We start from the raw sequence: 22,382 nt of genomic DNA on the forward strand, positions 1-22,382 counted from the left end.
CGTATGAAGCGTCACACAAGTTTCGCCTTTGATTACTCCACCATATCAAAATGATCCAATACCTTCAATGATTAATTGTACAGCAAGCAGCAGCAGCGTCACCCGCAGCAGCCACAGCAAACCTTTTCCGCTCAATTTCACAGCGATTGCCGCACCTAGCTTGCCGCCGATCCAAGCACCTGGCACTAATGCCAGCACAAGCAGCCAGTCCGTCTCCCCCAAATAAGCATGCATGCCGCTGCCAAGTATGGAAGACAGGAAAATAACGAACATGGAGGTGGCTGTCGCCATATGCGGCGGGAAGCGAAACAATAAAACCATTAGCGGTACAAACAGAGAGCCGCCTCCGATGCCGAACAAGCCAGACATCAGCCCTACGCCGAAGCCTATCGCGAGCGCAGGCACGATTCCATAGCTATACGTATGAACCTGTCCTGAAGCATCCGTAATCGTCCGAACGATCGGCCACTCCTTGGAAAACGGTTTCATATAGTCACGAGCAATGAGTAGCGAGGCCATAAGCAGCATAAAAATGCCGAATATAAGCTGAAATGCTCCAGCTGGCAGCAAGCCGGTCAGCGCTGAGCCCAGCATAGCAGCAGGTCCGCTCGTTATAAAAAACATCCAGCCGCTGCGGAAATCAACAATCTTCCGTTTGGCGTAGCTTAACGTAGATGCTAATGCCGTTACGACGAGTACGGTTAACGAAATGCCCACCGCTGTGGCATGTCCGATTTCTCCTCCCGTTAATACGGGCCCAATAAGCATAAGCACAGGAACGATGATAATGCCGCCGCCCAGACCGACAATACTGCCAAACATAGCGGCTACGACGCCTAACAATACTAATAAGATCCATTCCATGATGTTAATCACCTTTTCATTGTGGTCATTGTGCGGGCTGTGACGGATTGCCGACATATAATAATTGTGGTCATTGTGGGGGCTGTGGCGAATTGCCGACATATAATAATTGTGGTCATTGTGCGGGCTGTGGCGAATTGCCGACATATAATAACACCGCCAAGGCATGCCTTGGCGGTGGTTCCCGTTTAATTAATCTACGGCAGATATTTCAACACGTCCGCCATCGAGCACTCTGACGCCTTCGCCTTCCGCTTCCAATTGCTTGAAATCAGCCATCAGCTTAAATAGTGCCTCATCCTTGCTTTTGGCTTCGAGCATGCAATCCACATGTTCGCTCGTTCGAGCCGCATGCCGGAGAAACCGCAATAACGGCTCTGCTTCCAGATAATCGGCATGACCGCGCGGATCGGATAAGCTTTTGGGACTGGATGCATGAATTTTGGGCGGAAGCTGTCCTGCGTCTGTCAGTCCGAGCCTTCCACGCTCCATGTCCCAAGTACGAACAATCCGCGGCCAAAGTCCGTTATACAGCTCTTCATCATCAATATCGCCGGAATTAACAGCATGATGATGGATATCGAGCACCATAGGCACTCCTACCTGCTCCGCCGCATCAAGCGTTTCCCGCGCATTAAACGTCTTGTCATCATTTTCAAGCGTAACTCGGTGCTTTAGACGCGGAGGCAGTGCTCCGAATTGTCGAACAAATCGTTCTCCGGCCACAGCCTTGTCGCCGTAAGCACCGCCAATATGTATATTGCACTTGGTTGCCTCGCCCAGCTCCATGGCTTCCAGCATTCGCACATGATTGATTAAGTCAAGCTCGGACTTGGCAAGCACCTCCGGCCTCGGCGTGCTGAACACACAGAAGTGGTCTGGATGAAAAGAAACTCTAATGCCATGCTTGTCCGCATACTCGCCAACCTCGCGAAAAGCTGGCTTAAGCGCTGCAAAAGGATCCCATTCCGCCAATTCTTCATGCGTAGCGAGTGGAATGAGCTTGGACGAAAATCGATACATTTGAATGCCGCTGGCTTTGCAATGCTTGAGAATCCGCAGCGAGCTGCGGAGGTTCTCCTCGGCAATCCGCTCCAGCTTCCGAATCCCCGCCTCACGGTCGCCAAGCTTAGAGAAACTGGCATAGGTCATCGTTTTGGAAGGTGAGGCGTTCTCGAGCTGCAAGCTCATTGCAACGAAGCCTAATCTAACGATCATCGATTAGGCCTTCTCTCCGAAAAACATTTCAAAAGCAAGCGCCGTTTGAATTTTTGATTCTTCCTCAGTCAACTTTCTCACGAGCTCCATCTCCACCTGTGTCACTTCTTCGCCTTGAAAATTAATCTCTGCAATAGAAGCTAAGATGCGGACAATCGCGATCGCTTCATTACCAGGCGTATAGGCAATGACCTTCTGCCCCGTAGGAAACACGCGAAAGCCGCTCTTGACCATTTTGCCCCGACCGTACTCCAACAATTCATACAGCTCTTGCTCGGACTTAAATTTACAAACCGAATTAAACTCTGTTGCAAATCCCATTTGATTTCCCTCCTTTCTGTAGAATACAACCAGACCTTTGAAGGCACTACTACCAGACCTTTAAAGGGTTATTACCAACCTTCAAAGGCTTTCGAACCCACCCAAACCCTCCCATCCAAGGGAGGGCCCCAAGGGTTGCACCCTCTGGACTCCCGCAATTGGACTAACGTTAGCGCCGCGGAGAGCGTTATAGCTTGCTTTTGCTCAGGGAGCGCTTTCGTCCCTGCGGGACACGCTTTACGTCGAACTCCATTGTAACATTCGCTTCATATGAACATATATAAGCTCACAACAGCCATTCGAGTTCACACCTACACTGGCCTGGCCCTGTAGGCACGCATGCGTGCCTACAGAAGACTAATTATGGTTACTTGGCTGCTGTAAGAACTTATTTGTGCTTACAGCTGCTTTTCGAGCTCACTTCTACGCTGCCCTGACTCTATAAGAACGCATGCGTGCTTACAGCTCACGCTTTCGAGTTACTTGGCTGCTGTAAGAACATATTTGTGCTTACAGCTACTTTTCGAGCTCACTTCTACGTTGACCTGGCTCCATAAGAACGCATGCGTGCTTATAGCACACACTTTCGTGTTACTTGGCTGCTGTAAGAACATATTTGTGCTTACAGCTACTTTTCGAGCTCACTTCTACGCTAACCTAGCTCCATAAGAACGCATGCCTGCTTACAGCACACACTTTTGGGTTACATGGCTGCTGTAAGAACATATATGTGCTTACATCTACTTTTCGAGCTCACTTCTACGCTGCCCTGACTCCATAAGAACGCATGCGTGCTTACAGCACACACTTTCGGGTTACTTGGTTGCTGTAAGAACATATTTGTGCTTACAGCTACTTTTCGAGTTCACTTCTACGCTGCTCTGACTCCATAAGAACGCATACGTGCTTACAGTATACAGTTTCAGGTTACTTGGCTGCTGTAAGAACATATTTGTGCTTACAGCTACTTTTCGAGCTCACTTCCACGCTGCCCTAGCTCCATAAGAACGCATGCGTGCTTACAGCACACCCTTTCGGGTTACTTGGCTGCTGTAAGAACATATTTGTGCTTACAGCTACTTTTCGAGCTCACTTCCACGCTGCCCTAGCTCCATAAGAACGCATGCGTGCTTACAGCACACCCTTTCGGGCTGCTGTAAGGACATATGTGTGCTTACCTCTGCTTTTCGGCTTTGTATCATTTCTTAAGCAAACAAAAATCCAGAGAGCTTCCCCTCTGGATTTATTCAATGGGGATCTGCGCGGCTTAGCTCAGCACAGACTTAAAGCTTATTTTGCTGCTTCGCCGGTAAAGTCTATACGCTGCTTCTCGGCGTGGCGTGAGAGCGCGAGCGAGATCAAGGTGTCTAATAGTTCTTTATATGGAATGCCGGTTTCCTTCCACATGAGCGGATACATGCTGAACGGCGTGAACCCCGGCAAGGTGTTGACTTCGTTAATAAAAATCTGGTTATCGCTTTTACGGAGGAAAAAATCAACGCGCGACAAGCCGGAGCCGTCAATCGATTGGAATGCGCGAACTGCCATTTCTCGAATCGACTCTGTTATTTCCGGGGACAAAATAGCCGGAATCTGCATCGTCGATTTGCCGTCAATATACTTCGCTTTATAATCGTAGAACTCATTAGATGGCGCAATCTCGCCTGGAACAGACGCCTTTGCATCGTCGTTGCCGAGCACGCTTACTTCAATTTCGCGGGCATCGACAAACTCCTCGACGATAACCTTACGGTCAAAACGGAACGCATAGTTTACCGCCGCTATTAGCTCCTCGCGGTTTTTAGCCTTCGAAACCCCGACGCTGGAGCCAAGGTTGGCCGGCTTAATGAAACATGGATAGCCGAGTGAAACCTCGCATTCCATAATGAAGAAGGATGCATCGCGCTCCCACTGTGTCCGGTTGAAAAAACGGAATACGCATTGAGGCAAGCCTTCCTGCGCGAATACTTTTTTCATCAGAATCTTGTCCATGCCAACGGCAGAAGCGAGAACACCCGCTCCGACATATGGCATGTTCGCCATTTCGAACAGCCCTTGAATCGTGCCATCCTCGCCGAATGTGCCATGCAGCAGCGGGAATATGACATCGATACCAGGCTCACCAGCCGTTTCAGACGAGCCTTCAGAGTCTAAACGCGCGAACAACGGAGCCAGAGTGAAGCCAGCCCGCTTCGCCTCTCCAGATGCGTACCGAAGCTCCTCAACGGTCGACGGCCGCGCATGCAGTACGTCTCCCGTCTTCCACTCGCCTAGCTTCGTAATATAAAAAGGTTTGATTTCGTATTTGTTGTAATCAAACTCACCCATAACCGCGTAAGCCGTTTGCAGAGAAACTTCATGCTCTCCCGATTTTCCCCCGTAAACTAAACCTACTCGAACCTTGCTCCCCATGGCATATCCTCCGGTACAATAATTTATAATAGATCGGCAATATGAAAAAATCGATACTTCGTTTGTTCCGTCCATGCATAGGAATCACGATAATCCCAGTAGCGATGCCTGCTGGAAACGGTATTGGCATTCACTAGCGGCATGCCGAACGAGTCAAAGGCAGTAACGACCGTGCTGTGCTGGAAGCGTTGGTCGCCATTCCAGTCATAGGTAATAATATCCCCTAGCTGCAGCTCGTCAGCAGATTGCATAACCTCCGCACGCAAGCCGGAAGACTTGGAGCCGGTCAAATAATTGGTTATCGCATTCGAAACGGCCCAGCTGTAGCTCCACCATTCGCTGCCTTTATTTCTTCCTTTATACCACCAGCCCGTTTCTCTTTTACCAGTATAGTTCATCGGGGCATTGCCTGCAAAGATGCACTGCGACACGTAATTGGTACAATTCACCTCAAAAAGCTCGTAGGCCGGGTTTCCTTCATTCCACCAACGGTCCGCATACGCCGCAACCAAATCTCTCCTGTACCGAATACCGGATGGTCTGTGTTTGAATTGCTGTAATAGGTCATAATTTAAGTATGGTGTTGACGGTGACGATAGATCGCCAAATAGCTCCGAATAGTCATCGATGGTCATCCAGTTGTCGGTTGCTGTGCCAAAACGAGGTCTGCGTTCTGCAATAATCGGCTCAACGCGCAGCACATCCCATGCACCGCCTGACAATCCAAGCCATAGACGCTCGAATTCGGATCTTTCCTCCATATAATACCGTCCTGACTGCTCCATCCTCCGTTTGATATGCAGTCTAACGAGTACAGAAACCTCGCTGGATGATTCGTTAACGCGAATGAGCTCTGCTTTCGTTTCGCTGCCGGCCGGAAGCGCGCCCCTGAGCAAATCGCGCTCTCTCAGTCGTTCGAGCCTGCCGCGAAGGCGATCGCAATGATCCGAGTCGGTTACGTAATCGGTCAGTACGGCTGCATGCTGATTGGCTTCTGCCTGATTGTACAGGCTCACATACCGGTGAACGGCTGATTTCCAGCCAAGCAGCTTTTCTTCACCGGCTCTCTGCTCATAATCGGATGAGCGAAGCAGCGAATTGAGCTTAGACTTCTGCTGCCTTGGCGTCATTGGTTCCTGGCTCGAGCGTTTCTGGTCTTGCGGCGCATGTCCGCTAATTTCGGCTTGGCGCATCGACTGCAGCTCGGCAGAAGCTTGCTGCTTCGGAGCTGCAGGAGCTGTAGGCGCCGTGGGCTTTAACTGCGGCTTTCGCTCGGAGACAGTCTGTTTAGGCGGAGCTTGCGTTTTTTTCGGACCCGTGTTCCCCAGTCCCCGGTTACCTGTTCGCGGCAAAGCAATCCCTCCTTCACTTAGTCGTGACTGCAGGCTTAACGCAGATTAACTGCTTCATTATATGAAGCAGCCCTACGTTTCATGTAACATTCGTAAGTTTACGTTTTGGAGTGGCGGGCATGCCGAAAAAGACATAATTGGACTTTACGTAAGCACTATTTTAACGATATACTGTAGATATAGCGATTTTGAAATTGTGTTTCACAGTATGAAACACAAACTACATTCAAAGAGGAGAATGACGATGGCTACACAAAATCATTATTCGGTTCGCACAACGCTGGACGCGGGTGGCAAATCTTACGCTTACTACCGTCTGGGCGGACTTGAAGAACAAGGATTAGGCGATATTTCCAAATTGCCTTTCTCTATTAAAGTATTGCTTGAGGCAGCTGTTCGCCAATTCGACGGACGCGCCATTACACCTGAACATGTAAAGCAGCTGGCAACTTGGGCTGACGGACGCGAAGACAAAGAAATTCCTTTCATCCCTGCTCGTATCGTATTGCAGGATTTCACAGGCGTTCCCGTTGTCGTTGACCTTGCGGCAATGCGCGATACGGTGAAAAAAGCTGGCGGAGACCCGAAAAAAATCAATCCGCTCGTACCCGTTGACCTTGTAATCGATCACTCCATCATGGTAGATGCATTCGGATCGCCCGAAGCGCTTGAATACAACACCAAGGTAGAGTTTGAGCGCAACGAAGAGCGTTACCGTTTCCTTCGCTGGGCACAAACAGCGTTCGATAACTTCCGCGCGGTTCCGCCGGGCACAGGTATCGTTCACCAAGTTAACCTAGAGTACCTTGCATCGGTTGCCGCAACCAAAACCATTGACGGCGAAACCGTCGTATTCCCTGATTCCCTCGTTGGTACGGATTCGCATACAACGATGATCAACGGACTCGGCGTTGTCGGCTGGGGCGTTGGCGGTATCGAGGCTGAAGCTGGTATGCTTGGCCAACCGCTTTATTTTGTAATGCCTGAGGTTATCGGCTTCAAATTGACTGGCAAGCTGGCTGAAGGCTCCACTGCAACTGACCTAGCGCTTACCGTCACTCAAATTTTGCGTAAAAAAGGCGTTGTCGGCAAATTCGTTGAGTTCTTCGGCCCTGGTCTATCGAACATCAGCCTTGCTGACCGTGCTACAGTTGCCAACATGGCCCCGGAATATGGCGCTACAATCGGCTTCTTCCCTGTAGATAACGAAACACTCAGCTACTTGCAGCAAACGGGTCGTTCTGAGGACCTTATTGAGCTGGTAGGCTCTTACTATAAAGCACAAGACATGTTCCGTACGGACGAAACTCCGGATCCGGTATTCACGGATGTAGTTGAGCTTGACCTTTCAACGATCGTTCCTTCCCTTGCAGGTCCAAAGCGTCCGCAAGACCGCGTTGAGCTGACTGCGATGAAAGAATCGTTCAACAGCATCATTCGTACGCCGATCGACAAAGGCGGATACGGCCTAAGTGATGAGAAAATCGAGCAAGTGGTAACGGTTAAGCACAATGACGGCCAAGTGAGCAAAATGGGCACTGGCGCAGTCGTAATCGCTGCTATTACAAGCTGCACGAACACATCTAACCCGAGCGTAATGGTTGGTGCTGGCCTCGTGGCTAAGAAAGCTGTAGCGCTAGGACTAAAAAAACCTGCTTACGTTAAAAGCTCCCTGACGCCGGGCTCGCTCGTCGTTACGGAATATCTAACAAAAGCAAATCTAATCGAGCCGCTTGAAGCGCTTGGCTTCCACGTTGCAGGCTACGGCTGCGCAACTTGTATCGGTAACTCAGGTCCGCTTCCGGATGAAGTTAGCAAAGCGATTGCCGACAACGATATGACGGTTTCCGCCGTGCTTTCTGGTAACCGTAACTTCGAAGGTCGCGTCCATGCACAAGTAAAAGCGAACTACCTGGCTTCACCGCCGCTTGTTATCGCTTATGCGCTTGCAGGCACGACTAACATTGATTTGACTACCGATCCAATCGGTTACACAGAGGACAACAAACCGGTATTCCTCAAAGATATCTGGCCTACGTCCCAAGAAATCAACGACGCGATGACAGCTGCGCTTAACCCGCAAATGTTCCGCGATAAATACGAGAACGTATTTACACAAAACGAGCGTTGGAACGCTATTTCGGTTCCTAAGGGCGAAAGCTACGAGTGGGATAACAAATCAACTTACATCCAAAACCCGCCGTTCTTCGAAAACCTTGGACCGGATCTATCCGACATCAAAGACATTCATGCAGCAAACGTGCTTGCACTAATGGGCGATTCCGTAACAACGGATCATATCTCCCCTGCCGGCAACATTACTGTTAACAGCCCGGGCGGCCAATACTTGATCGATAACGGCGTTAAACGCGAAGACTTCAACTCGTACGGCTCCCGCCGCGGTAACCACGAAGTCATGATGCGCGGAACGTTCGCGAACATCCGTATCCGTAACCAAGTGGCTCCTGGTACAGAAGGCGGCGTAACGACTTACCTTCCAACTGATGAAGTAATGTCCATCTACGATGCTTCGATGAAATATCAGAAAGACGGCAAAAACCTTGTTGTTCTTGCCGGTAAAGAGTACGGTACAGGCAGCTCCCGTGACTGGGCAGCAAAAGGTACTTTCCTACTAGGCGTGAAAGCTGTTATCGCTGAAAGCTTCGAGCGTATTCACCGCTCCAACCTTGTCGGCATGGGCGTACTGCCGCTGCAATTCCCAGAGGGCCAAGGCTGGAAGACGCTTAATATTACCGGCCGTGAAACGTTCGACATCGTTGGCTTGTCCAATGACGTAACGCCAGGCTTGCAAGTAACCGTTACAGCGACGCGCGAAGATGGCACGACATTCGATTTCCCTGCGATTGTTCGTCTTGACTCCGTAGTTGACGTTGATTACTACCGCAACGGCGGTATCCTTCAAACGGTACTTCGCCAAATGATTGCGAACATGAACACAACAGCTTAATTGCTGAACAACGGGTGTATCCCTACCTAATAGGTAAATTCGATTGAACAAATGCCGCAACATGCACAGAATAACCTTCAACACCACTGAATTAGTGGAGCTGAAGGTTATTTTTTATTCTATGCTACGCGTTATGTACAAAGTTGACGCTATAGCTTCCAATAATGACTTTCTAGGAAGCCCCTGCTTCTCTCTGCTCAAAAAAAAAGCAGCTCCGGAACCTATCCCAGACCTGCTCCCTGCCTATAAAATCATAATTCCCATTCGTTTGGCCGACTCCATCATAACAGGAGCGTAATCCCGCATCGTCTGCATCGTTAATCTGCTTGCAGGTCCCGACACCGACAACGCAGCGGCCAGCTTGCCCGTCCGGTTGAATATTGGGGCAGACAACGCAGCAGCGCCGGGCTCCCGCTCTTCAAAGCTTGTGGCGTAGCCTTGCTGGCAAATCTCCTCCAGCTGCTGCTTATAAAGATCCAGATCAATCGAATACAGCCATGCCGGATCCCCGAATATGCTCTCCTGCACCAATGGGTCAGAATAGGCAATGAGTACTTTGCTCGAAGCACCTGCATAAAGCGGAAGTCTCGCACCCACCGGCGCCACCCGCCTTACGGGTTGGTTGCTCTGTACGGCCTGCATGCGAATCCGCTCAGAGCCGTCTCTTACGTATATACTAACTGTTTCTCCAAGCTGATCGCGAAGCCTCTCCATCTCTGGCAGCCAAATCGTAGCTTGATCATCAGAACGTGATATATTGGCGGATAGCTCCCACATTTTCATACCCAAATGATAACGGTCCGTCGAGCGATCCCGCTCTATGAAGCCCTTTTCTTCAAGCGTTGCGAGCATCCGGTGAACCGTGCTTTTGTGCAGGCCGACATGTTCGGCAATCTCCGTCATCGCCCAGTCTGTTTTCGAAGTAAAACACAGTAAAATATCCAGCGCCCGATCCACTGCCCGAACCGTCGATTTCCCTTCTTCCATGCAGCTGCACCTCCCTTATAAATGGTTTCATCCAATGAAACCGATTCTCATTCAGTATAACTCATTGCTTCCATCCACGTAAAGAAAAGTTCTTTACATTACAGTAATATTACAAATGATTAACAATACCTCGACATCAATTGACAGGCTCCTAGGACCGGACTACGATAAAAGTACTAGAAACGAAAAGCGCTTACAACTTATGGCTTGTTTAAGACCATATAGACGTTTGCACGCAGAGGGAGGACACCGACATGAGCACGATGATGACACCAATGCCGCTTGAAGGCGGGTTCCCGCAGAGCCTTCAACCCTTTCCACTCGGAGATTCCGACCATTCTTTCCTCTTGCGAAGAACGAGAAGCCGCGGCAAGCATTTGCTTATTGCGTCTGTCGCTTCCGTAACCGCCATGTGCTTGCTTGCTATCATTATCTTTCACGGCTATGTGGCATGGATGCTTGCTTATCCTTATGTGGCTCCGCTCTCCTCCAATCCGCAAGCGGCTATCGGCCTAGATTACGAGGATGTCATTTTCCCTAGTAAAAGCGGCGATACGACGGTCAGCGGCTGGTTCATTCCTGCAGAAGCGGATAGCGCCTTGTCTGTGCCCTCTGCTCGAACGGTCGTTTTCAGCCACGGATACGGCGCCAACCGTGAAGAATCATGGGTGCCTATGTATGAACTCTCCAAGCTGCTTCACGGCTTGAATTATAATATATTGTTGTTCGACTATGGATACGCCTCGAAGCAATACAAAGCTCCGGCAACAGGAGGTCTGGAGGAGTCGCAGCAGCTGCTTGCAGCTGTTGATTATGCCAAATCACGCGGGGCTGAGGACATCGTCGTATGGGGCTTCTCAATGGGCGCAGGCACTGCCCTCCAAGCTGCCCTTCAGACTGACGTGATCGATGCCATGATTCTTGATAGCTTATTTATCCCAAGCTCAGAAGCATTGTTCGATAACCTGAACCAATTCGTATCCTTGCCGGATTTCTCATTACCATTAATAGAATCCATGATTCCATTATGGACGGGAACGAGCTTCGGCTCCATTCCAGCCAGCGAAGTCATCGCTAATGTGTATGATATCCCATTGTTTATCATCCATGGTACGAACGATGTGAAAGCCCCTTTCGAAACAGCCGAAGCGATTGCCGAAGGCCAAGGAAACGTTCTTTCCCGCTCTTGGATCGTACAGGATGGCAAGCATGAGCTGCTGTTCCAGGTTCATCCGAGCGAGTACATTCAGAGAGCTGCTTTGTTTCTCAGCCAAGTCGATCAGCAGCTCCAAGCTGAACGAATATAATCGACAAGCACGACATAAGCCCGTTTGGCAACGAATACATCTAACATAGATGCTATTGTTGCAACAAAGGAGGCGATGGTCGTGCTTTTTGTTTACGGAGCGCTCATGCCCGTTCGCGTCATGGAATTGATTCGCCATTGGAAGCTGCAAGAAAAGGAGCATGCCGCTGTTATTTTGGAAGCATCGCCGGAACTCGAACCGCAATACGTCCAGCTTATTCAATCCTGGGAGCCCGTTTTCTCCCAAACTGCCCATTATACGAATCAGCGGCTGGATGACTGGCTTCCTTATCCTGCCCGTTTGCCTGCCTATGTGGAGCAAACGGTCGAATCCCTTGTTGATGCGGCGCTTGAGCAGTCCCGTACGTATATTGATCAGCTAACACAGCTCATGGAGCGCACAGCTGCTGTCTCAACGCCACTATCCCGAACCGTCATCCTGCATGCGATTCGGGAATCAAACTATTACGTCGGCTTGATGAGCGCTTACCGCCAAGGCGCGAACAGTTCTACGAGCCGCGAACAGCGTACACATCTTCAACGTGTTCCCGTTGGCGGGCATCAGCTGCCGCCGCTTCCTTATGCTTACGATGCGCTTGAGCCCTATATAGATGAGCAAACGATGCGTATCCATCACGATATTCATCATCAAGCCTACGTCGACGGCCTTAATAAAGCTGAGCTGCAGCTGCAAGCCGCGCGTGAATCAAATAGATTCGAGCTCATCAAGCATTGGGAGCGCGAGCTAGCCTTCAACGGCGCCGGGCATTATTTGCACACGCTGTTCTGGAGCATCATGTCACCTTATGGCGGGGGTGAGCCGGCCGGGTCGCTGAGCCAGCAGCTCCGAACCGATTTCGGCAGCCCGGCTGCTTTCCAGAGGCAGTTCAGCGAAGCGGCCGTTAAGGTGGAAGGCGGCGGCTGGGCTCTTCTCGTATGGAGCCCGCGCAGCAGAAGACTTGAAATATTGATGGCCGAGAAACACCAGAACCTGTCGCAATGGGATGTTGTTCCTATTATCGCACTCGATGTGTGGGAGCACGCCTATTACCTCAAACACCAAAACAATCGTGCCGCGTATGTTCAAAGCTGGTGGAACGTTGTCATATGGCCGTTCGTGAACGAGCGCTTTGAGGAAGCACGCAAACTAACATGGGCCCCCTACTAGTTTCGTTATATAAAAAGAAACGCCTGATGGCGTCCTTTCTATAGACGCCATCGTTTCGGCGAAACGTATAGAGAAAGGATGAGCAAACTCATATCCTTTCCTATACGTCAAGCGTAAACGGTTGTCGCCGTCCTCTGGCGGCTAAGCTAACGTTTCGCGTAGAAATATAAGCAAAAGCCCGACAGGGATGCTCCCTAGTCGGACTTTATGTTGCCATGCTATTGCTTAAGCAGAGTAAGGAACTCGGAACGAAGGGCGGAATTGGTACGGAATTCGCCTCTCACAGCGGATGTGACCGTCTTGCTGCCAGGTTTTTTCACGCCGCGCGCGCACATGCATAGATGCTCGCCTTCCACCACGACCATTACGCCATGAGGCTGCATCTCCTCATCGAGGATGTCAGCGATTTGTGATGTAATGCGCTCTTGCACCTGCAGGCGGCGGGTAACCGCTTCTACGAGTCTTGCAAGCTTGCTGAGCCCTGCTATTTTGCCGCTAGGCAAGTAGCCGATATGTGCTTTCCCGAAGAATGGAGCCATATGATGCTCGCATTGGCTGTAGTAGACGATGTCTTTGACAATGACCAGCTCTTCATGCTGCTCATCGAAAGTAACGCCAAGCACCTCGCGAGGATCGACCTCATAGCCGGCAAAGATTTCCTCATACATCCGAGTTACACGGGCAGGAGTTTCAAGCAATCCTTCGCGCTCTACATTTTCACCAATCAGCTTCAATACTTCTTTTATATGATACTCAATCTGTTCACGATTGCTCGTTACAGCCGAATTGACGTAGTCTTTCCTTCCCGCCATTTCCGATTTCTCCTCCCGCCTCCCTCACGGAAACTTTATTTCCGAGGCATTTTTTGGTTTTTCATCATGTGCTGTGCCTTTTGCATTTGCTGCTTATTAAGGTTGTAGCCCATTTGCTTGGCCATCTTCTGAATCATTTCCGGATCGTTCTGCATCTTCTCAAGCTGCTTGCGCAGATAGAATACCCCTACAAAAAATCCCCCAACCGCTCCTGCCAGCAATGTAACGATAGGAACTACGATATTAACCCAAGACATACCTTTCACCAGACCCTTTCTATATCTCCTGCTGTGTGTATAATGTTCCCATGATAGCATGTTCATCCCGTACGCGCAACGAACGTATTCTTGCAGGTTCTTCCTATTTTGGAACGGAATCCATCACTTATTCATAACGGTTTGCTCCAAGTCGAGCAGTGCTATTTTAATAGGCAAACCGCCGCCATACCCAACCATTTGACCGCTTGCTCCAATCACTCGATGGCATGGCACAATAATCGAAACTGGGTTGCGGTTATTCGCCCCGCCTACTGCACGCATCGCGCCTGGCTGGCCTAGCATAACGGCGATATCCTTGTAGGTCCTTGTCTCTCCATACGGGATTTGCTCAAGAGCCGCCCACACTTTTTTCTGAAAAGGCGTGCCGTGCATTTGCAGGGGAAGATCGAACTGCTGCAGGTTTCCTTCAAAATAAAGCTTAAGCTGCTTGTCTGCCTCTTTAAGCAAAGCATGGTCAGCCGATTCAACCAATACCATATCTGCAGCATGCAGGCCCATTTGCCGACCAGCCCACTGACGGAACCTCTCCGAGGCAGCCTCGTATGGGGCAAAATCCAAATAACAAATTGCATCTTCGTTGGCAGTCAGCGTCAACGGCCCGATGGGCGTGTCGACTGTTGCTGAAAAAAACATTTCACTCACCGTGGCCACCTGCTTCTACCGTGGATTGATCAGTCCCTTTATCTTCACTAAGCGTGAATAAAGCATTATGAATCATTTGCAGCGCTTCTTCATCGGTTTCCTTATCAGAAGCAGCTTGCAGAGCAGCGCTCGCTTGCTCTCCGCCGATTCTCGCAAGGGACCATGCTGCCGTCCCGCGCAGCACCGGGCGCGTATCCTGCTCCAGCACCCGTATTAAATCCGGTACGGCGCTTGCTTCTTTGAAGTTGCCAAGCGCGATAACCGCATTGCGCTGAATCGGTTTTTTACCGCGCCATGCCGAGGAGGTACGGCCGTATCTGGACTGAAACTCCTTGTTGCCAATCGTCAGCAAAGGAACAAGCAAAGGCTTCACCAGCTCATGTTCGGGCTGCAGCTCCGGCTGATGCGTCCAGCTTTTGCCTCGGTTCACCGGGCAGACGGTTTGACATGTATCGCAGCCGTAGAGCCGATTGCCGATTTTGCGCATAAACTCGTCTGACAGCATGCCCTTCGTCTGCGTGACGAAGGAGATGCAGCGACTCGAATTCAGCTGTCCCGGCCCAACCAGCGCATCGGTCGGGCACGCATCGATGCATTTCGTGCAAGTCCCGCAGCTTTCAGTGACAGGCTCATCCGGTGCGAAAGGCAAATTCGTAATCATCTCGCCAAGATATATCCATGATCCAAGCTCAGGCGAGATAATCGAGCAATTCTTAGCGCTCCAGCCAATGCCTGCACGCTCTGCTACCGCTCGGTCCGACAAGGCTCCCGTATCGACCATGCTCTCTACCCGCAGCTCAGGAACCCGCTCTCGAAGCCACGCCTCAAGCTTGGCCAACCTGTCGCGAAGCACCTTATGGTAATCCTCTCCCCATGCCGAACGGGACATAATGCCCCGCCGTGCTCCAGGCTCCGATTTGGGCGGATCCTTCAGCTTCGAGGGATATGCGATTGCAATCGCAATGATCGACTGCGGATTATCGAATAACAACGCGGGATTCGTCCGCTTCTCGATGTCAGGCTCCTCGAAGCCCGACTCACGGCCAAGCTCCCGATGGCGCAGCAATATTTGCTTCAGAGACACAAACGGATCTGCCGAGGCAATGCCGATTTTGTCGATACCCAGACTCTTCGCAGCCGCCTGCATTTCCGCTTTCAGCTTTTCCCATTTATCGCTCATACGCTATAACCGTTTAATCGCTGCACGAGCAAGCTCGTCACAGCGATTGTTCCATTCATTGTCACTGTGGCCTTTTACCTTTACGTATTCTACCTTATGCTTCTTCATAAGCTCCCAAAGCGCCTTCCAAAGCTCTTGATTCTCAACGGGCTCCTGCTTGCTGTTTTTCCAGCCGTTGCGGAGCCAACCTTTAATCCAGCCCTTCTGAAAGCAATTCACGACATACGCGGAATCGCTGTACACCTTGACCTGACACGGCTCCTTCAGAATGCTTAGGCCTTCGATCACCGCTTGGATCTCCATGCGATTATTTGTCGTATGCTTTTCCGCGCCTGAGATTTCCTTCTGATGGACGCCAAAAAAGAGCACCGCTCCCCAGCCGCCCGGACCCGGGTTGCCGGAGCATGCTCCATCCGTATAGATCATAACGTCCTTCATAGTTGAATCCTCCTTAGAGCGCTTTTATCTCTTTGAATGGCCATAGGATGAAATCAGCTCTGCCCCTGATAAGCCCTTTCGGCACCGCATGGAACGATCTGCTGTCCAAGCTTGCCCTGGCATGGCGATTGTCTCCCATGACAAAATAATGCCCCTCGTTAATAACCTCTGGCCCGTAGCTCATATCTTCAATTACAGTGTCCGTATAAGGCTCATCTACAAGCTGTCCATTACGATACAGCTGCTGGTCATGAACCTCGATGCGGTCGCCGGGAATGCCGACAATGCGTTTGACTAAGTACTTCTGCTCCCCGTCGCCTGTATCCGGTTCCTTTAGGATAACAACATCGCCAACCTTCGGCTTGCTGACGAGATATATGAATTTGTTTACAAACAGCCATTCATGAGCGGTAAGCGTGGGCTCCATGGAATGCCCTTCAACCTTAGAGAGGTTGAATACAAAAAAATGCAGGAGCAGCACGACCGAAAAGGCAATGATCAGCGTTTTGGCCCAATCCTCCGTCTCTGTCATCCAGCGCGGCCGCTTGCCTGCAGGCGACTGCTTGGAATCACCGGCTTCCTGATTCTCTGCAGCTTGACCATTGCCTTCGCCGCCGCTCAACTCGTTCATGCTCATTGTTCCACCTCATCGCTGCGTTTGACCCATGCCTCGTAATAGGACGTAACGAGCTCATCCTGGAAAGGAGACAGGTTCTGATCCATGCGCTCCAATAGCGCGGAAAGGCCTGCTTGCACCTTCTCATCCACCATCTTCGGATAGTGATAGGCCGCCTTATGCAGCTCATACTCATCTTGGTCCACGATGGATCTCTCGCCATCTGCCGTACGAATAACATCCAGGTCGTAATCAATATAGGTCAATACGTCGCCCTGCATATAAGGAGGAGAAGCAATGTTGCAATAGTAGCGTACGCCTCCTTCTTCCAATAAAGCAACGACATTGAACCACTGCTTCGGTATAAAAAACGAGACTGCCGGCACACGGCTGATCCATATCTTCCCATCCGACTCTTGAATTGGCGTTTGGCGGTTGATGAAGACCTTCATCGCTTCCGCTTTATGCTTATCATCAAGCAGCTCGTCCGGAACAAGCCAATTCTGCTGCCAAGTACGGTGAATGTGACCGTTATGTTTAAAGCTTTTGATGACACAGTGCCGATATGGTTCCATCCCGTTCTCCTCATAAAAGTATATAGTAATAAGAAAAGCATATCTGACCGCCAAAAGCAATGGCGATGCAGATATGCCCTGCGTACAACGTACATGCAGTAAAGTTCGCGTTAACCGGCTACAATGCTGAGCTTCTGAAATGATCTGATAAAATCGTTGGCAACGTAGCCCATCGATTCATACAGCGGCAGAACAGGCTCATTGTGCTCGTCCGCGGTAATTAGTATCTTTGTGACATTGCGCTGTTCGAAGCGCTGACGCAGTGACTGGATAAGCGTTTTGCCGATCCCTTTCCGTTGGTGGAGGGGAGACACGGCAATGCGATAATAATAACCTTTGTTATTATCGATCGTACCGATAATCATGCCCACAATCTCGGAATTTTCGACAGCGACAAGAACCAAATCACTATCCCATGACAACTGGCGGGCAAAAGCCTCCATCGTTTGTTCGTAGCACTCTTCGGTAAGAACATCCTCAAGCAGTGCTGTAATTGGTCGGTAATCGGACAGCTGGAAGGAACGAACATTCATTAAAATTACACCTTCTATACCATGTCATAGTACTGCATTTAGAATATATTACGACAAAATTTAACGAAATCCTGCTTGTATCTTTAATATTCCTTAAAAAAATTAAACAAATCATCGATTATCTCGTGAAAACGCTTTATATTAAGCGCTTACAGTCATTTAATCGGTTTTTGTGTTAACGAATGCCGTTCCTTGCGCCTACTTCGTATAATATCCATAGGACGGTGATACCCTATTTCGAGCGATGTTCCCCCTTTGACTTTTGAAACAATAATGTTGATTTATTCGATCGGATAAGGGATAATGGAATGGAATAACTACATACAAATTAGGAGGCTGTAAATAATGGCACATCAACTACCAGCTTTGCCTTACGCGCACAACGCACTTGAGCCGCACATCGATGCGACTACAATGGAAATTCACCACGGCCGTCACCATAACGCATACGTGACTAACCTTAACGCTGCACTGGAGTCCGCTCCAGAATTGCAAAGCAAATCAATCGACGAATTGATTGCCGACCTTGCAAGCGTACCTGAAGCCATTCGCACAGCTGTTCGCAACAACGGCGGCGGACATGCTAACCACAGCTTGTTCTGGGAAACAATTGCTCCGAACGCTGGCGGCGCACCAACTGGCGCTCTTGCAGCTGCAATCGAGAGCGAGCTTGGCGGCTTCGAGGCTTTCAAAGCTGATTTCGCTAAAGCAGCAACAACTCGTTTCGGCAGCGGCTGGGCATTCCTAGCAGTTGCTAACGGCAAATTGAAAGTATACAGCTTGCCGAACCAAGACAGCCCGATCATGGAAGGCGAAACGCCAGTTCTTGGTCTTGATGTATGGGAGCACGCTTACTACCTGAACTACCAAAACAAACGTCCTGATTACATCGCGGCGTTCTGGAACGTAGTTAACTGGGATGAAGTTGGCAAACGTTACGAAGCAGCTGTAAAATAATCGATTGAAATAGAAACGGCGCTTGTCTCATTTATGAGACGGCGTCGTTTTTTTTGCGTTAAACGCTGCGTACACCGGATAGGCATTTGCCGCATACGATAGATAAGGATAGATGCCTAATCTGTTTCGTAAAGGAGTATGAGTGCTTGCATGGATTATACTTACACTAACGAGCAACAATTTCCTGCGTACCCGCAGCAAGCGATTACAACCGGCAGCGACTGCGGCTGCGGCGGACCTAGGTCCATTATGCCGCCTCCCCCGCCAGGCGGCGGCTTCGGCCCTCCAGGACCAGGGCCGTTCCCTCCCGGACCAGGACCGTTTCCACCCGGACCAGGGCCGTTCCCTCCAGGGCCAGGACCGTTCCCTCCAGGGCCAGGACCATTCCCTCCTGGACCAGGGCCGTTTCCACCCGGGCCAGGGCCGTTCCCTCCTGGACCAGGGCCGTTCCCTCCCGGACCAGGGCCGTTCCCTCCCGGACCAGGGCCGTTTCCACCCGGACCAGGGCCGTTTCCACCCGGACCAGGGCCGTTCCCTCCAGGGCCAGGACCGTTCCCACCCGGACCAGGGCCGTTTCCACCCGGACCAGGGCCGTTTCCACCCGGACCAGGGCCGTTTCCACCCGGACCAGGGCCGTTTCCACCCGGACCAGGGCCGTTCCCTCCTGGGCCAGGACCGTTCCCTCCCGGACCAGGGCCGTTCCCTCCGCCACGTCCGCCGTTTCCATTTCCGTTCCCTATTCCGTTTCCCATTCCTCTGCCGTTTCCTCCTGGGCATCAGGCATCGGTGACGGTTGTAATCAATGGAGGCAGAACGTTTCCTAACGTCACGCAGGCCTACAGGGTACCTTTCCGCCCTGGCTTGACGATATATCAGGCACTAGCGGAAACAGGCGCCGTTCGCTTCAACTTCAACGGACAAATCGTTTCCGTCAGCGGTGTACCTATTGGCGGCAGAACCACTTATCAGCTTCAGTTGAATGGACGCGTCATACCAGCATCGCTGCTTAGCTTCCCTGTTCAGCGCAACGATTCTGTAGCACTTGTGCTTATTTTCAATCCGATATTGCGCGAAGAGGAAGCCGAGTTTGCCTATGAACAGGACTACCTCGAATCATCTAACGAGCAGGACTAGGTTCAGCATCATATCCGATCTGCTCCGATAGCAAAAAAGCGAGAGAAGCCGTTTCCCCTGAACGGCTTTCTCTCGCTCTTTTTTTGTGCGTAATCATGCTGTTTGGAGCTTGCTTATTTGATCGCTTTTCCTTTGCCGCTTACCAGCTTCAATTGATCATTCTCGTAGCCAACCTCATAGGTGACTTGATACTTGCTCAATACATATTTGCCGTCGACGCGCTCATCCACCGAAATAACCGCAATGACCGTCGCTTTGTCGTCTCTGCTGTCCTTCACATGCATATCGTCGATGACGACATTCAAGGTGCCTAGATATCCTTCTCTAAACTTCTCATAGCTCGTGCCTTCTTTCCAATTCCCTCCGAGCAGCGAATAGGCGTAGACATAATCCGCATTGTTAAGACTGTCATAGAAATGCGTCACGAGATAACCTGCGAACTCTTCTACTTTCGCGTCAGCCTCGTTAACAGCAGACTCCTCTGATACTTCCAGCTCCGGCAGCTCCGCCATAGGCTCCTTCGACCAGCTTTCCGCAATGTCGATGACGTTCGAGATTGGCATGCTGAACCCTATCGAGCCTTGCTCGTATCCAGCCGAATTGATCCCCAGCACAGCGCCGGTCGTTCGATCGACAAGAGGGCCTCCGCTATTGCCTGGCGCGATAGGCGCCGATATTTGGTACAAATCAGAATAAAGATATGGCTCGATCTCGAAGCTACGTCCGAGTCCGCTAATAATGCCGGTTGTCACCGTATTTTGAAAGCCGAGCGGACTTCCTACCGCCATTACCTCGTCGCCGACCTCCGCTTTTTCATCGCGCACAAGCTGCAGCGGCTCGGTGCCTGCCAGCGCTTCGACACGCACAACGGCAACATCCGTCTCCGTACTGATGCCGATGACTTCTCCTTCGAGCTCACGAGCATCAGCTGTTTTAATTTTCACCTTTTTGGCGCCTGCAACGACGTGTGCATTCGTAATCAGGTCTCCCTCCGAGTTATAGAGAAACCCGGAGCCTTGTGTGCCGTCATCCGTTTCAATCATCACAACGAGCTTCTGCGTTTCAAAAATAATATCCTTTAATGACTTTTTCTTCGATTCATCGGCAATTGCAAGCAGCGGCTTTCCTTCTAGTCTGCTAGGCACCTCTGAATGAATAGCAGCTGCAGCCGCCAGTCCTCCGCACACGATCAAGACGGAAGCGATCGCGCTGACCCACGCTCGTTTGCTCATCTCACCACCACCTTAATCCAAGTACCATGTCGCATGATCCACGACGACAGTCGTATTCTGAACGTAGACGCCGTATACGGTGCTCGTAAAGCGAATGCTTTCGCCCGGTTCTACATAATCAGGCGTTGCCTCAGCCGTGCCGGACCCTACCTCATTGCCTTCGGCGTCTCGTACGATAAGTTTCACGGAAATCGAATAAATCGGACGCGTTGCCGCATTTCTTAACTCGCCTTCAATGTTCAGGTCACCGAATTCATCCAGCGTAGATTCAATCTGGACGACCTCAACGGCTGCTGTCTGATTTTTCAAATCCTCCGCTGCCGCTTGCTGCATGGCGTGCTCCAGCCGGCGCTGCTCATCCTGCTCGTACGCAGCCTGAGCATCGGTAATTTTTTTCTCCAGATTAATCAGCTTGGCTTCATCCTTGGCATACAACAGCCCCTTGCCCGTTACCGCCAAAGCATCGGAATAGCTTTTCTTCTTCAGTAAAGCATCTGCTTCCTTTATGCTAATCTCTACGATTTTAACGATAATTTGCTCTTTCACGGCAGCAGCTTCTTCACCGTCCAGCTGACTTGCGAGGCTGAGCTTCGCTCCCAGTTCATCCACCGTATTCAAATCAGCCAGCTCCGCTGTCAGCTTCAATACGCTAAGCTTTACGGCATAACCCCTCAGCTGTTCTTTCATGCTCAAAAAAATCGGCTCGCTATGCCCATGCAGCTCATTTTTAGCTTTCTCAATGGTCAGCTCAGCGTCTTCCAGCTTGTTCTCCTCCAACTGCTTGCCTGCGGCTGCGACAGAACGCGACAGTTCGATTGCCATCGCAACGATCTCCGCATCCTTCTGTACCGAAGCAAAAGCGGGCCTAGCTTCTGCCGCCTCTTTAAGCTTTGCCTGCGCTGCTTCATACTTGCCATCAAGCGCTGAAATCTTCGCTTCTATTTGCAGCTTGATAACTCTATCATTCATTCCAGCTTGATATATATAGTAGCCAAACAGTGAGGCTCCCGTAACTAAAAAAAGAATAACAGGCAGCAGCCATACCAAAGCCGACCCTTTTCTCTTTCCCCGATGTACGCCAGCCGGCACGCTCACGCTCTCTATCGTCCCTGCTCGCCTTGTCTCTATAGAAGCAGCCGTTTCCAATACGACCAATGTACTCTCCGAGCTAACGCTTGCCGTTTCATTCTCATCAGCAGCAAGCAACCTGCCGCACTGGCTACAATAAACCGCATCGTCTGTGCGCTTCTTTCCGCAATGATGGCAATACACTTCCGTTCATCCCCCAGCCCATGATTCTCTCATCTCTCTCTATACACATTTATCTATTCTATCTCAAAAAGTAAATGATCTCCATTTTTAATTAGTGGGAATTACGTATCGTCTTTT

General features: G+C 50.6%; 22 protein-coding genes. 5 read left to right on the plus strand and 17 right to left on the minus strand.

Annotated elements, in window-relative coordinates; all coding sequences use genetic code 11:
• Positions 1-45: 45 nt before the first annotated feature.
• From AB4Z29_RS28020 to AB4Z29_RS28040, 5 genes are all read right to left on the minus strand, one after another.
• Positions 46-864 carry a sulfite exporter TauE/SafE family protein gene (locus AB4Z29_RS28020; protein ID WP_441946301.1) on the minus strand — a complete coding sequence of 273 codons (819 nt, stop codon included), beginning with the start codon at positions 862-864 and terminating at the stop codon, positions 46-48.
• 192 nt (positions 865-1,056) lie between these two features.
• Entirely contained in the window at positions 1,057-2,082 is a 1,026-nt protein-coding gene (uvsE, locus tag AB4Z29_RS28025) for a UV DNA damage repair endonuclease UvsE (protein ID WP_441946263.1), read from the minus strand.
• A 3-nt stretch (positions 2,083-2,085) separates the two neighbouring features.
• Positions 2,086-2,403 (minus strand): hypothetical protein, encoded by a 318-nt coding sequence (locus AB4Z29_RS28030; protein WP_183570632.1) that lies wholly within the window; start codon positions 2,401-2,403, stop codon positions 2,086-2,088.
• Positions 2,404-3,693: 1,290 nt separating this feature from the next.
• Entirely contained in the window at positions 3,694-4,815 is a 1,122-nt protein-coding gene (locus tag AB4Z29_RS28035) for a D-alanine--D-alanine ligase (RefSeq protein ID WP_441946264.1), read from the minus strand.
• 23 nt (positions 4,816-4,838) lie between these two features.
• Positions 4,839-6,167, minus strand: coding sequence for an amidase domain-containing protein (locus tag AB4Z29_RS28040; protein ID WP_441946265.1), 1,329 nt, complete (start codon positions 6,165-6,167; stop codon positions 4,839-4,841).
• A 244-nt stretch (positions 6,168-6,411) separates the two neighbouring features.
• On the opposite strand from AB4Z29_RS28040, the gene acnA reads away from it, so the two are divergent.
• Positions 6,412-9,135, plus strand: coding sequence for an aconitate hydratase AcnA (acnA, locus tag AB4Z29_RS28045; RefSeq protein WP_441946266.1), 2,724 nt, complete (start codon positions 6,412-6,414; stop codon positions 9,133-9,135).
• 243 nt (positions 9,136-9,378) lie between these two features.
• On the opposite strand, the gene AB4Z29_RS28050 is transcribed toward acnA, so the two are convergent.
• Positions 9,379-10,122 carry an IclR family transcriptional regulator gene (locus AB4Z29_RS28050; RefSeq protein WP_183570554.1) on the minus strand — a complete coding sequence of 248 codons (744 nt, stop codon included), beginning with the start codon at positions 10,120-10,122 and terminating at the stop codon, positions 9,379-9,381.
• Between the two features lie 254 nt (positions 10,123-10,376).
• On the opposite strand from AB4Z29_RS28050, the gene AB4Z29_RS28055 reads away from it, so the two are divergent.
• Together AB4Z29_RS28055 and AB4Z29_RS28060 are read left to right on the plus strand one after the other, a co-directional pair.
• Complete coding sequence (locus tag AB4Z29_RS28055) at positions 10,377-11,429, plus strand: alpha/beta hydrolase (RefSeq protein WP_441946267.1); 1,053 nt, start codon at positions 10,377-10,379, stop codon at positions 11,427-11,429.
• Between the two features lie 81 nt (positions 11,430-11,510).
• Entirely contained in the window at positions 11,511-12,596 is a 1,086-nt protein-coding gene (locus tag AB4Z29_RS28060) for a Fe-Mn family superoxide dismutase (protein WP_441946268.1), read from the plus strand.
• A 218-nt stretch (positions 12,597-12,814) separates the two neighbouring features.
• On the opposite strand, the gene folE is transcribed toward AB4Z29_RS28060, so the two are convergent.
• The 8 genes from folE to AB4Z29_RS28100 form a co-directional block, all read right to left on the minus strand.
• Positions 12,815-13,408: a GTP cyclohydrolase I FolE gene (gene folE, locus AB4Z29_RS28065; protein ID WP_183570560.1), complete on the minus strand. Its 594-nt coding sequence runs from the start codon at positions 13,406-13,408 to the stop codon at positions 12,815-12,817.
• Between the two features lie 35 nt (positions 13,409-13,443).
• Positions 13,444-13,665: a YneF family protein gene (locus AB4Z29_RS28070; RefSeq protein ID WP_183570562.1), complete on the minus strand. Its 222-nt coding sequence runs from the start codon at positions 13,663-13,665 to the stop codon at positions 13,444-13,446.
• A gap of 123 nt (positions 13,666-13,788) precedes the next feature.
• The gene (locus AB4Z29_RS28075) at positions 13,789-14,319 is read right to left on the minus strand and encodes a methylated-DNA--[protein]-cysteine S-methyltransferase (RefSeq protein ID WP_441946302.1); all 531 of its coding nucleotides are present in this window, start codon (positions 14,317-14,319) and stop codon (positions 13,789-13,791) included.
• A gap of 1 nt (position 14,320) precedes the next feature.
• Entirely contained in the window at positions 14,321-15,508 is a 1,188-nt protein-coding gene (queG, locus tag AB4Z29_RS28080) for a tRNA epoxyqueuosine(34) reductase QueG (RefSeq protein ID WP_441946269.1), read from the minus strand.
• Between the two features lie 3 nt (positions 15,509-15,511).
• Positions 15,512-15,946 carry a ribonuclease HI gene (rnhA, locus tag AB4Z29_RS28085; RefSeq protein ID WP_441946270.1) on the minus strand — a complete coding sequence of 145 codons (435 nt, stop codon included), beginning with the start codon at positions 15,944-15,946 and terminating at the stop codon, positions 15,512-15,514.
• 13 nt (positions 15,947-15,959) lie between these two features.
• The gene (gene lepB, locus AB4Z29_RS28090; protein WP_441946271.1) at positions 15,960-16,577 is read right to left on the minus strand and encodes a signal peptidase I; all 618 of its coding nucleotides are present in this window, start codon (positions 16,575-16,577) and stop codon (positions 15,960-15,962) included.
• 2 nt (positions 16,578-16,579) lie between these two features.
• Positions 16,580-17,137 carry a DUF402 domain-containing protein gene (locus tag AB4Z29_RS28095; RefSeq protein ID WP_441946272.1) on the minus strand — a complete coding sequence of 186 codons (558 nt, stop codon included), beginning with the start codon at positions 17,135-17,137 and terminating at the stop codon, positions 16,580-16,582.
• Positions 17,138-17,247: 110 nt separating this feature from the next.
• Positions 17,248-17,670 carry a GNAT family N-acetyltransferase gene (locus AB4Z29_RS28100; RefSeq protein ID WP_183570570.1) on the minus strand — a complete coding sequence of 141 codons (423 nt, stop codon included), beginning with the start codon at positions 17,668-17,670 and terminating at the stop codon, positions 17,248-17,250.
• 345 nt (positions 17,671-18,015) lie between these two features.
• On the opposite strand from AB4Z29_RS28100, the gene AB4Z29_RS28105 reads away from it, so the two are divergent.
• Positions 18,016-18,627, plus strand: coding sequence for a superoxide dismutase (locus AB4Z29_RS28105; RefSeq protein WP_138755821.1), 612 nt, complete (start codon positions 18,016-18,018; stop codon positions 18,625-18,627).
• Between the two features lie 247 nt (positions 18,628-18,874).
• On the opposite strand, the gene AB4Z29_RS28110 is transcribed toward AB4Z29_RS28105, so the two are convergent.
• Positions 18,875-19,354 (minus strand): hypothetical protein, encoded by a 480-nt coding sequence (locus AB4Z29_RS28110; RefSeq protein ID WP_441946273.1) that lies wholly within the window; start codon positions 19,352-19,354, stop codon positions 18,875-18,877.
• A gap of 59 nt (positions 19,355-19,413) precedes the next feature.
• Here AB4Z29_RS28110 and AB4Z29_RS28115 point away from each other — a divergent pair, with 59 nt between their 5' ends.
• Complete coding sequence (locus AB4Z29_RS28115) at positions 19,414-19,761, plus strand: hypothetical protein (protein ID WP_441946274.1); 348 nt, start codon at positions 19,414-19,416, stop codon at positions 19,759-19,761.
• 113 nt (positions 19,762-19,874) lie between these two features.
• Here AB4Z29_RS28115 and AB4Z29_RS28120 read toward each other — a convergent pair whose 3' ends face one another.
• Positions 19,875-20,993: a S1C family serine protease gene (locus tag AB4Z29_RS28120; RefSeq protein WP_441946275.1), complete on the minus strand. Its 1,119-nt coding sequence runs from the start codon at positions 20,991-20,993 to the stop codon at positions 19,875-19,877.
• Between the two features lie 12 nt (positions 20,994-21,005).
• The gene (locus AB4Z29_RS28125) at positions 21,006-22,265 is read right to left on the minus strand and encodes an FxLYD domain-containing protein (RefSeq protein ID WP_441946276.1); all 1,260 of its coding nucleotides are present in this window, start codon (positions 22,263-22,265) and stop codon (positions 21,006-21,008) included.
• Between the last annotated feature and the right edge of the window lie 117 nt (positions 22,266-22,382).

It is taken from the genome of Paenibacillus sp. 2TAB23 (assembly GCF_052115165.1).
Lineage (GTDB): Bacteria > Bacillota > Bacilli > Paenibacillales > Paenibacillaceae > Pristimantibacillus.

What these genes read in the sequence shown, in the direction of transcription:
- AB4Z29_RS28110 (WP_441946273.1), bottom strand. Translation starts at nt 19,354, where the DNA reads ATGGAAACGGCGGACGTGGCGGAGGGAACGGCCCTGGTCCGGGAGGGA.
- AB4Z29_RS28105 (WP_138755821.1), top strand. Translation starts at nt 18,016, where the DNA reads ATGGCACATCAACTACCAGCTTTGCCTTACGCGCACAACGCACTTGAG.
- AB4Z29_RS28035 (WP_441946264.1), bottom strand. Translation starts at nt 4,815, where the DNA reads ATGGGGAGCAAGGTTCGAGTAGGTTTAGTTTACGGGGGAAAATCGGGA.
- rnhA (WP_441946270.1), bottom strand. Translation starts at nt 15,946, where the DNA reads ATGAAGGACGTTATGATCTATACGGATGGAGCATGCTCCGGCAACCCG.
- lepB (WP_441946271.1), bottom strand. Translation starts at nt 16,577, where the DNA reads ATGAACGAGTTGAGCGGCGGCGAAGGCAATGGTCAAGCTGCAGAGAAT.
- AB4Z29_RS28100 (WP_183570570.1), bottom strand. Translation starts at nt 17,670, where the DNA reads ATGAATGTTCGTTCCTTCCAGCTGTCCGATTACCGACCAATTACAGCA.
- AB4Z29_RS28020 (WP_441946301.1), bottom strand. Translation starts at nt 864, where the DNA reads ATGGAATGGATCTTATTAGTATTGTTAGGCGTCGTAGCCGCTATGTTT.
- AB4Z29_RS28055 (WP_441946267.1), top strand. Translation starts at nt 10,377, where the DNA reads ATGAGCACGATGATGACACCAATGCCGCTTGAAGGCGGGTTCCCGCAG.
- AB4Z29_RS28075 (WP_441946302.1), bottom strand. Translation starts at nt 14,319, where the DNA reads ATGTTTTTTTCAGCAACAGTCGACACGCCCATCGGGCCGTTGACGCTG.
- acnA (WP_441946266.1), top strand. Translation starts at nt 6,412, where the DNA reads ATGGCTACACAAAATCATTATTCGGTTCGCACAACGCTGGACGCGGGT.
- uvsE (WP_441946263.1), bottom strand. Translation starts at nt 2,082, where the DNA reads ATGATCGTTAGATTAGGCTTCGTTGCAATGAGCTTGCAGCTCGAGAAC.
- queG (WP_441946269.1), bottom strand. Translation starts at nt 15,508, where the DNA reads ATGAGCGATAAATGGGAAAAGCTGAAAGCGGAAATGCAGGCGGCTGCG.
- folE (WP_183570560.1), bottom strand. Translation starts at nt 13,408, where the DNA reads ATGGCGGGAAGGAAAGACTACGTCAATTCGGCTGTAACGAGCAATCGT.
- AB4Z29_RS28070 (WP_183570562.1), bottom strand. Translation starts at nt 13,665, where the DNA reads ATGTCTTGGGTTAATATCGTAGTTCCTATCGTTACATTGCTGGCAGGA.
- AB4Z29_RS28050 (WP_183570554.1), bottom strand. Translation starts at nt 10,122, where the DNA reads ATGGAAGAAGGGAAATCGACGGTTCGGGCAGTGGATCGGGCGCTGGAT.
- AB4Z29_RS28120 (WP_441946275.1), bottom strand. Translation starts at nt 20,993, where the DNA reads ATGAGCAAACGAGCGTGGGTCAGCGCGATCGCTTCCGTCTTGATCGTG.
- AB4Z29_RS28095 (WP_441946272.1), bottom strand. Translation starts at nt 17,137, where the DNA reads ATGGAACCATATCGGCACTGTGTCATCAAAAGCTTTAAACATAACGGT.
- AB4Z29_RS28030 (WP_183570632.1), bottom strand. Translation starts at nt 2,403, where the DNA reads ATGGGATTTGCAACAGAGTTTAATTCGGTTTGTAAATTTAAGTCCGAG.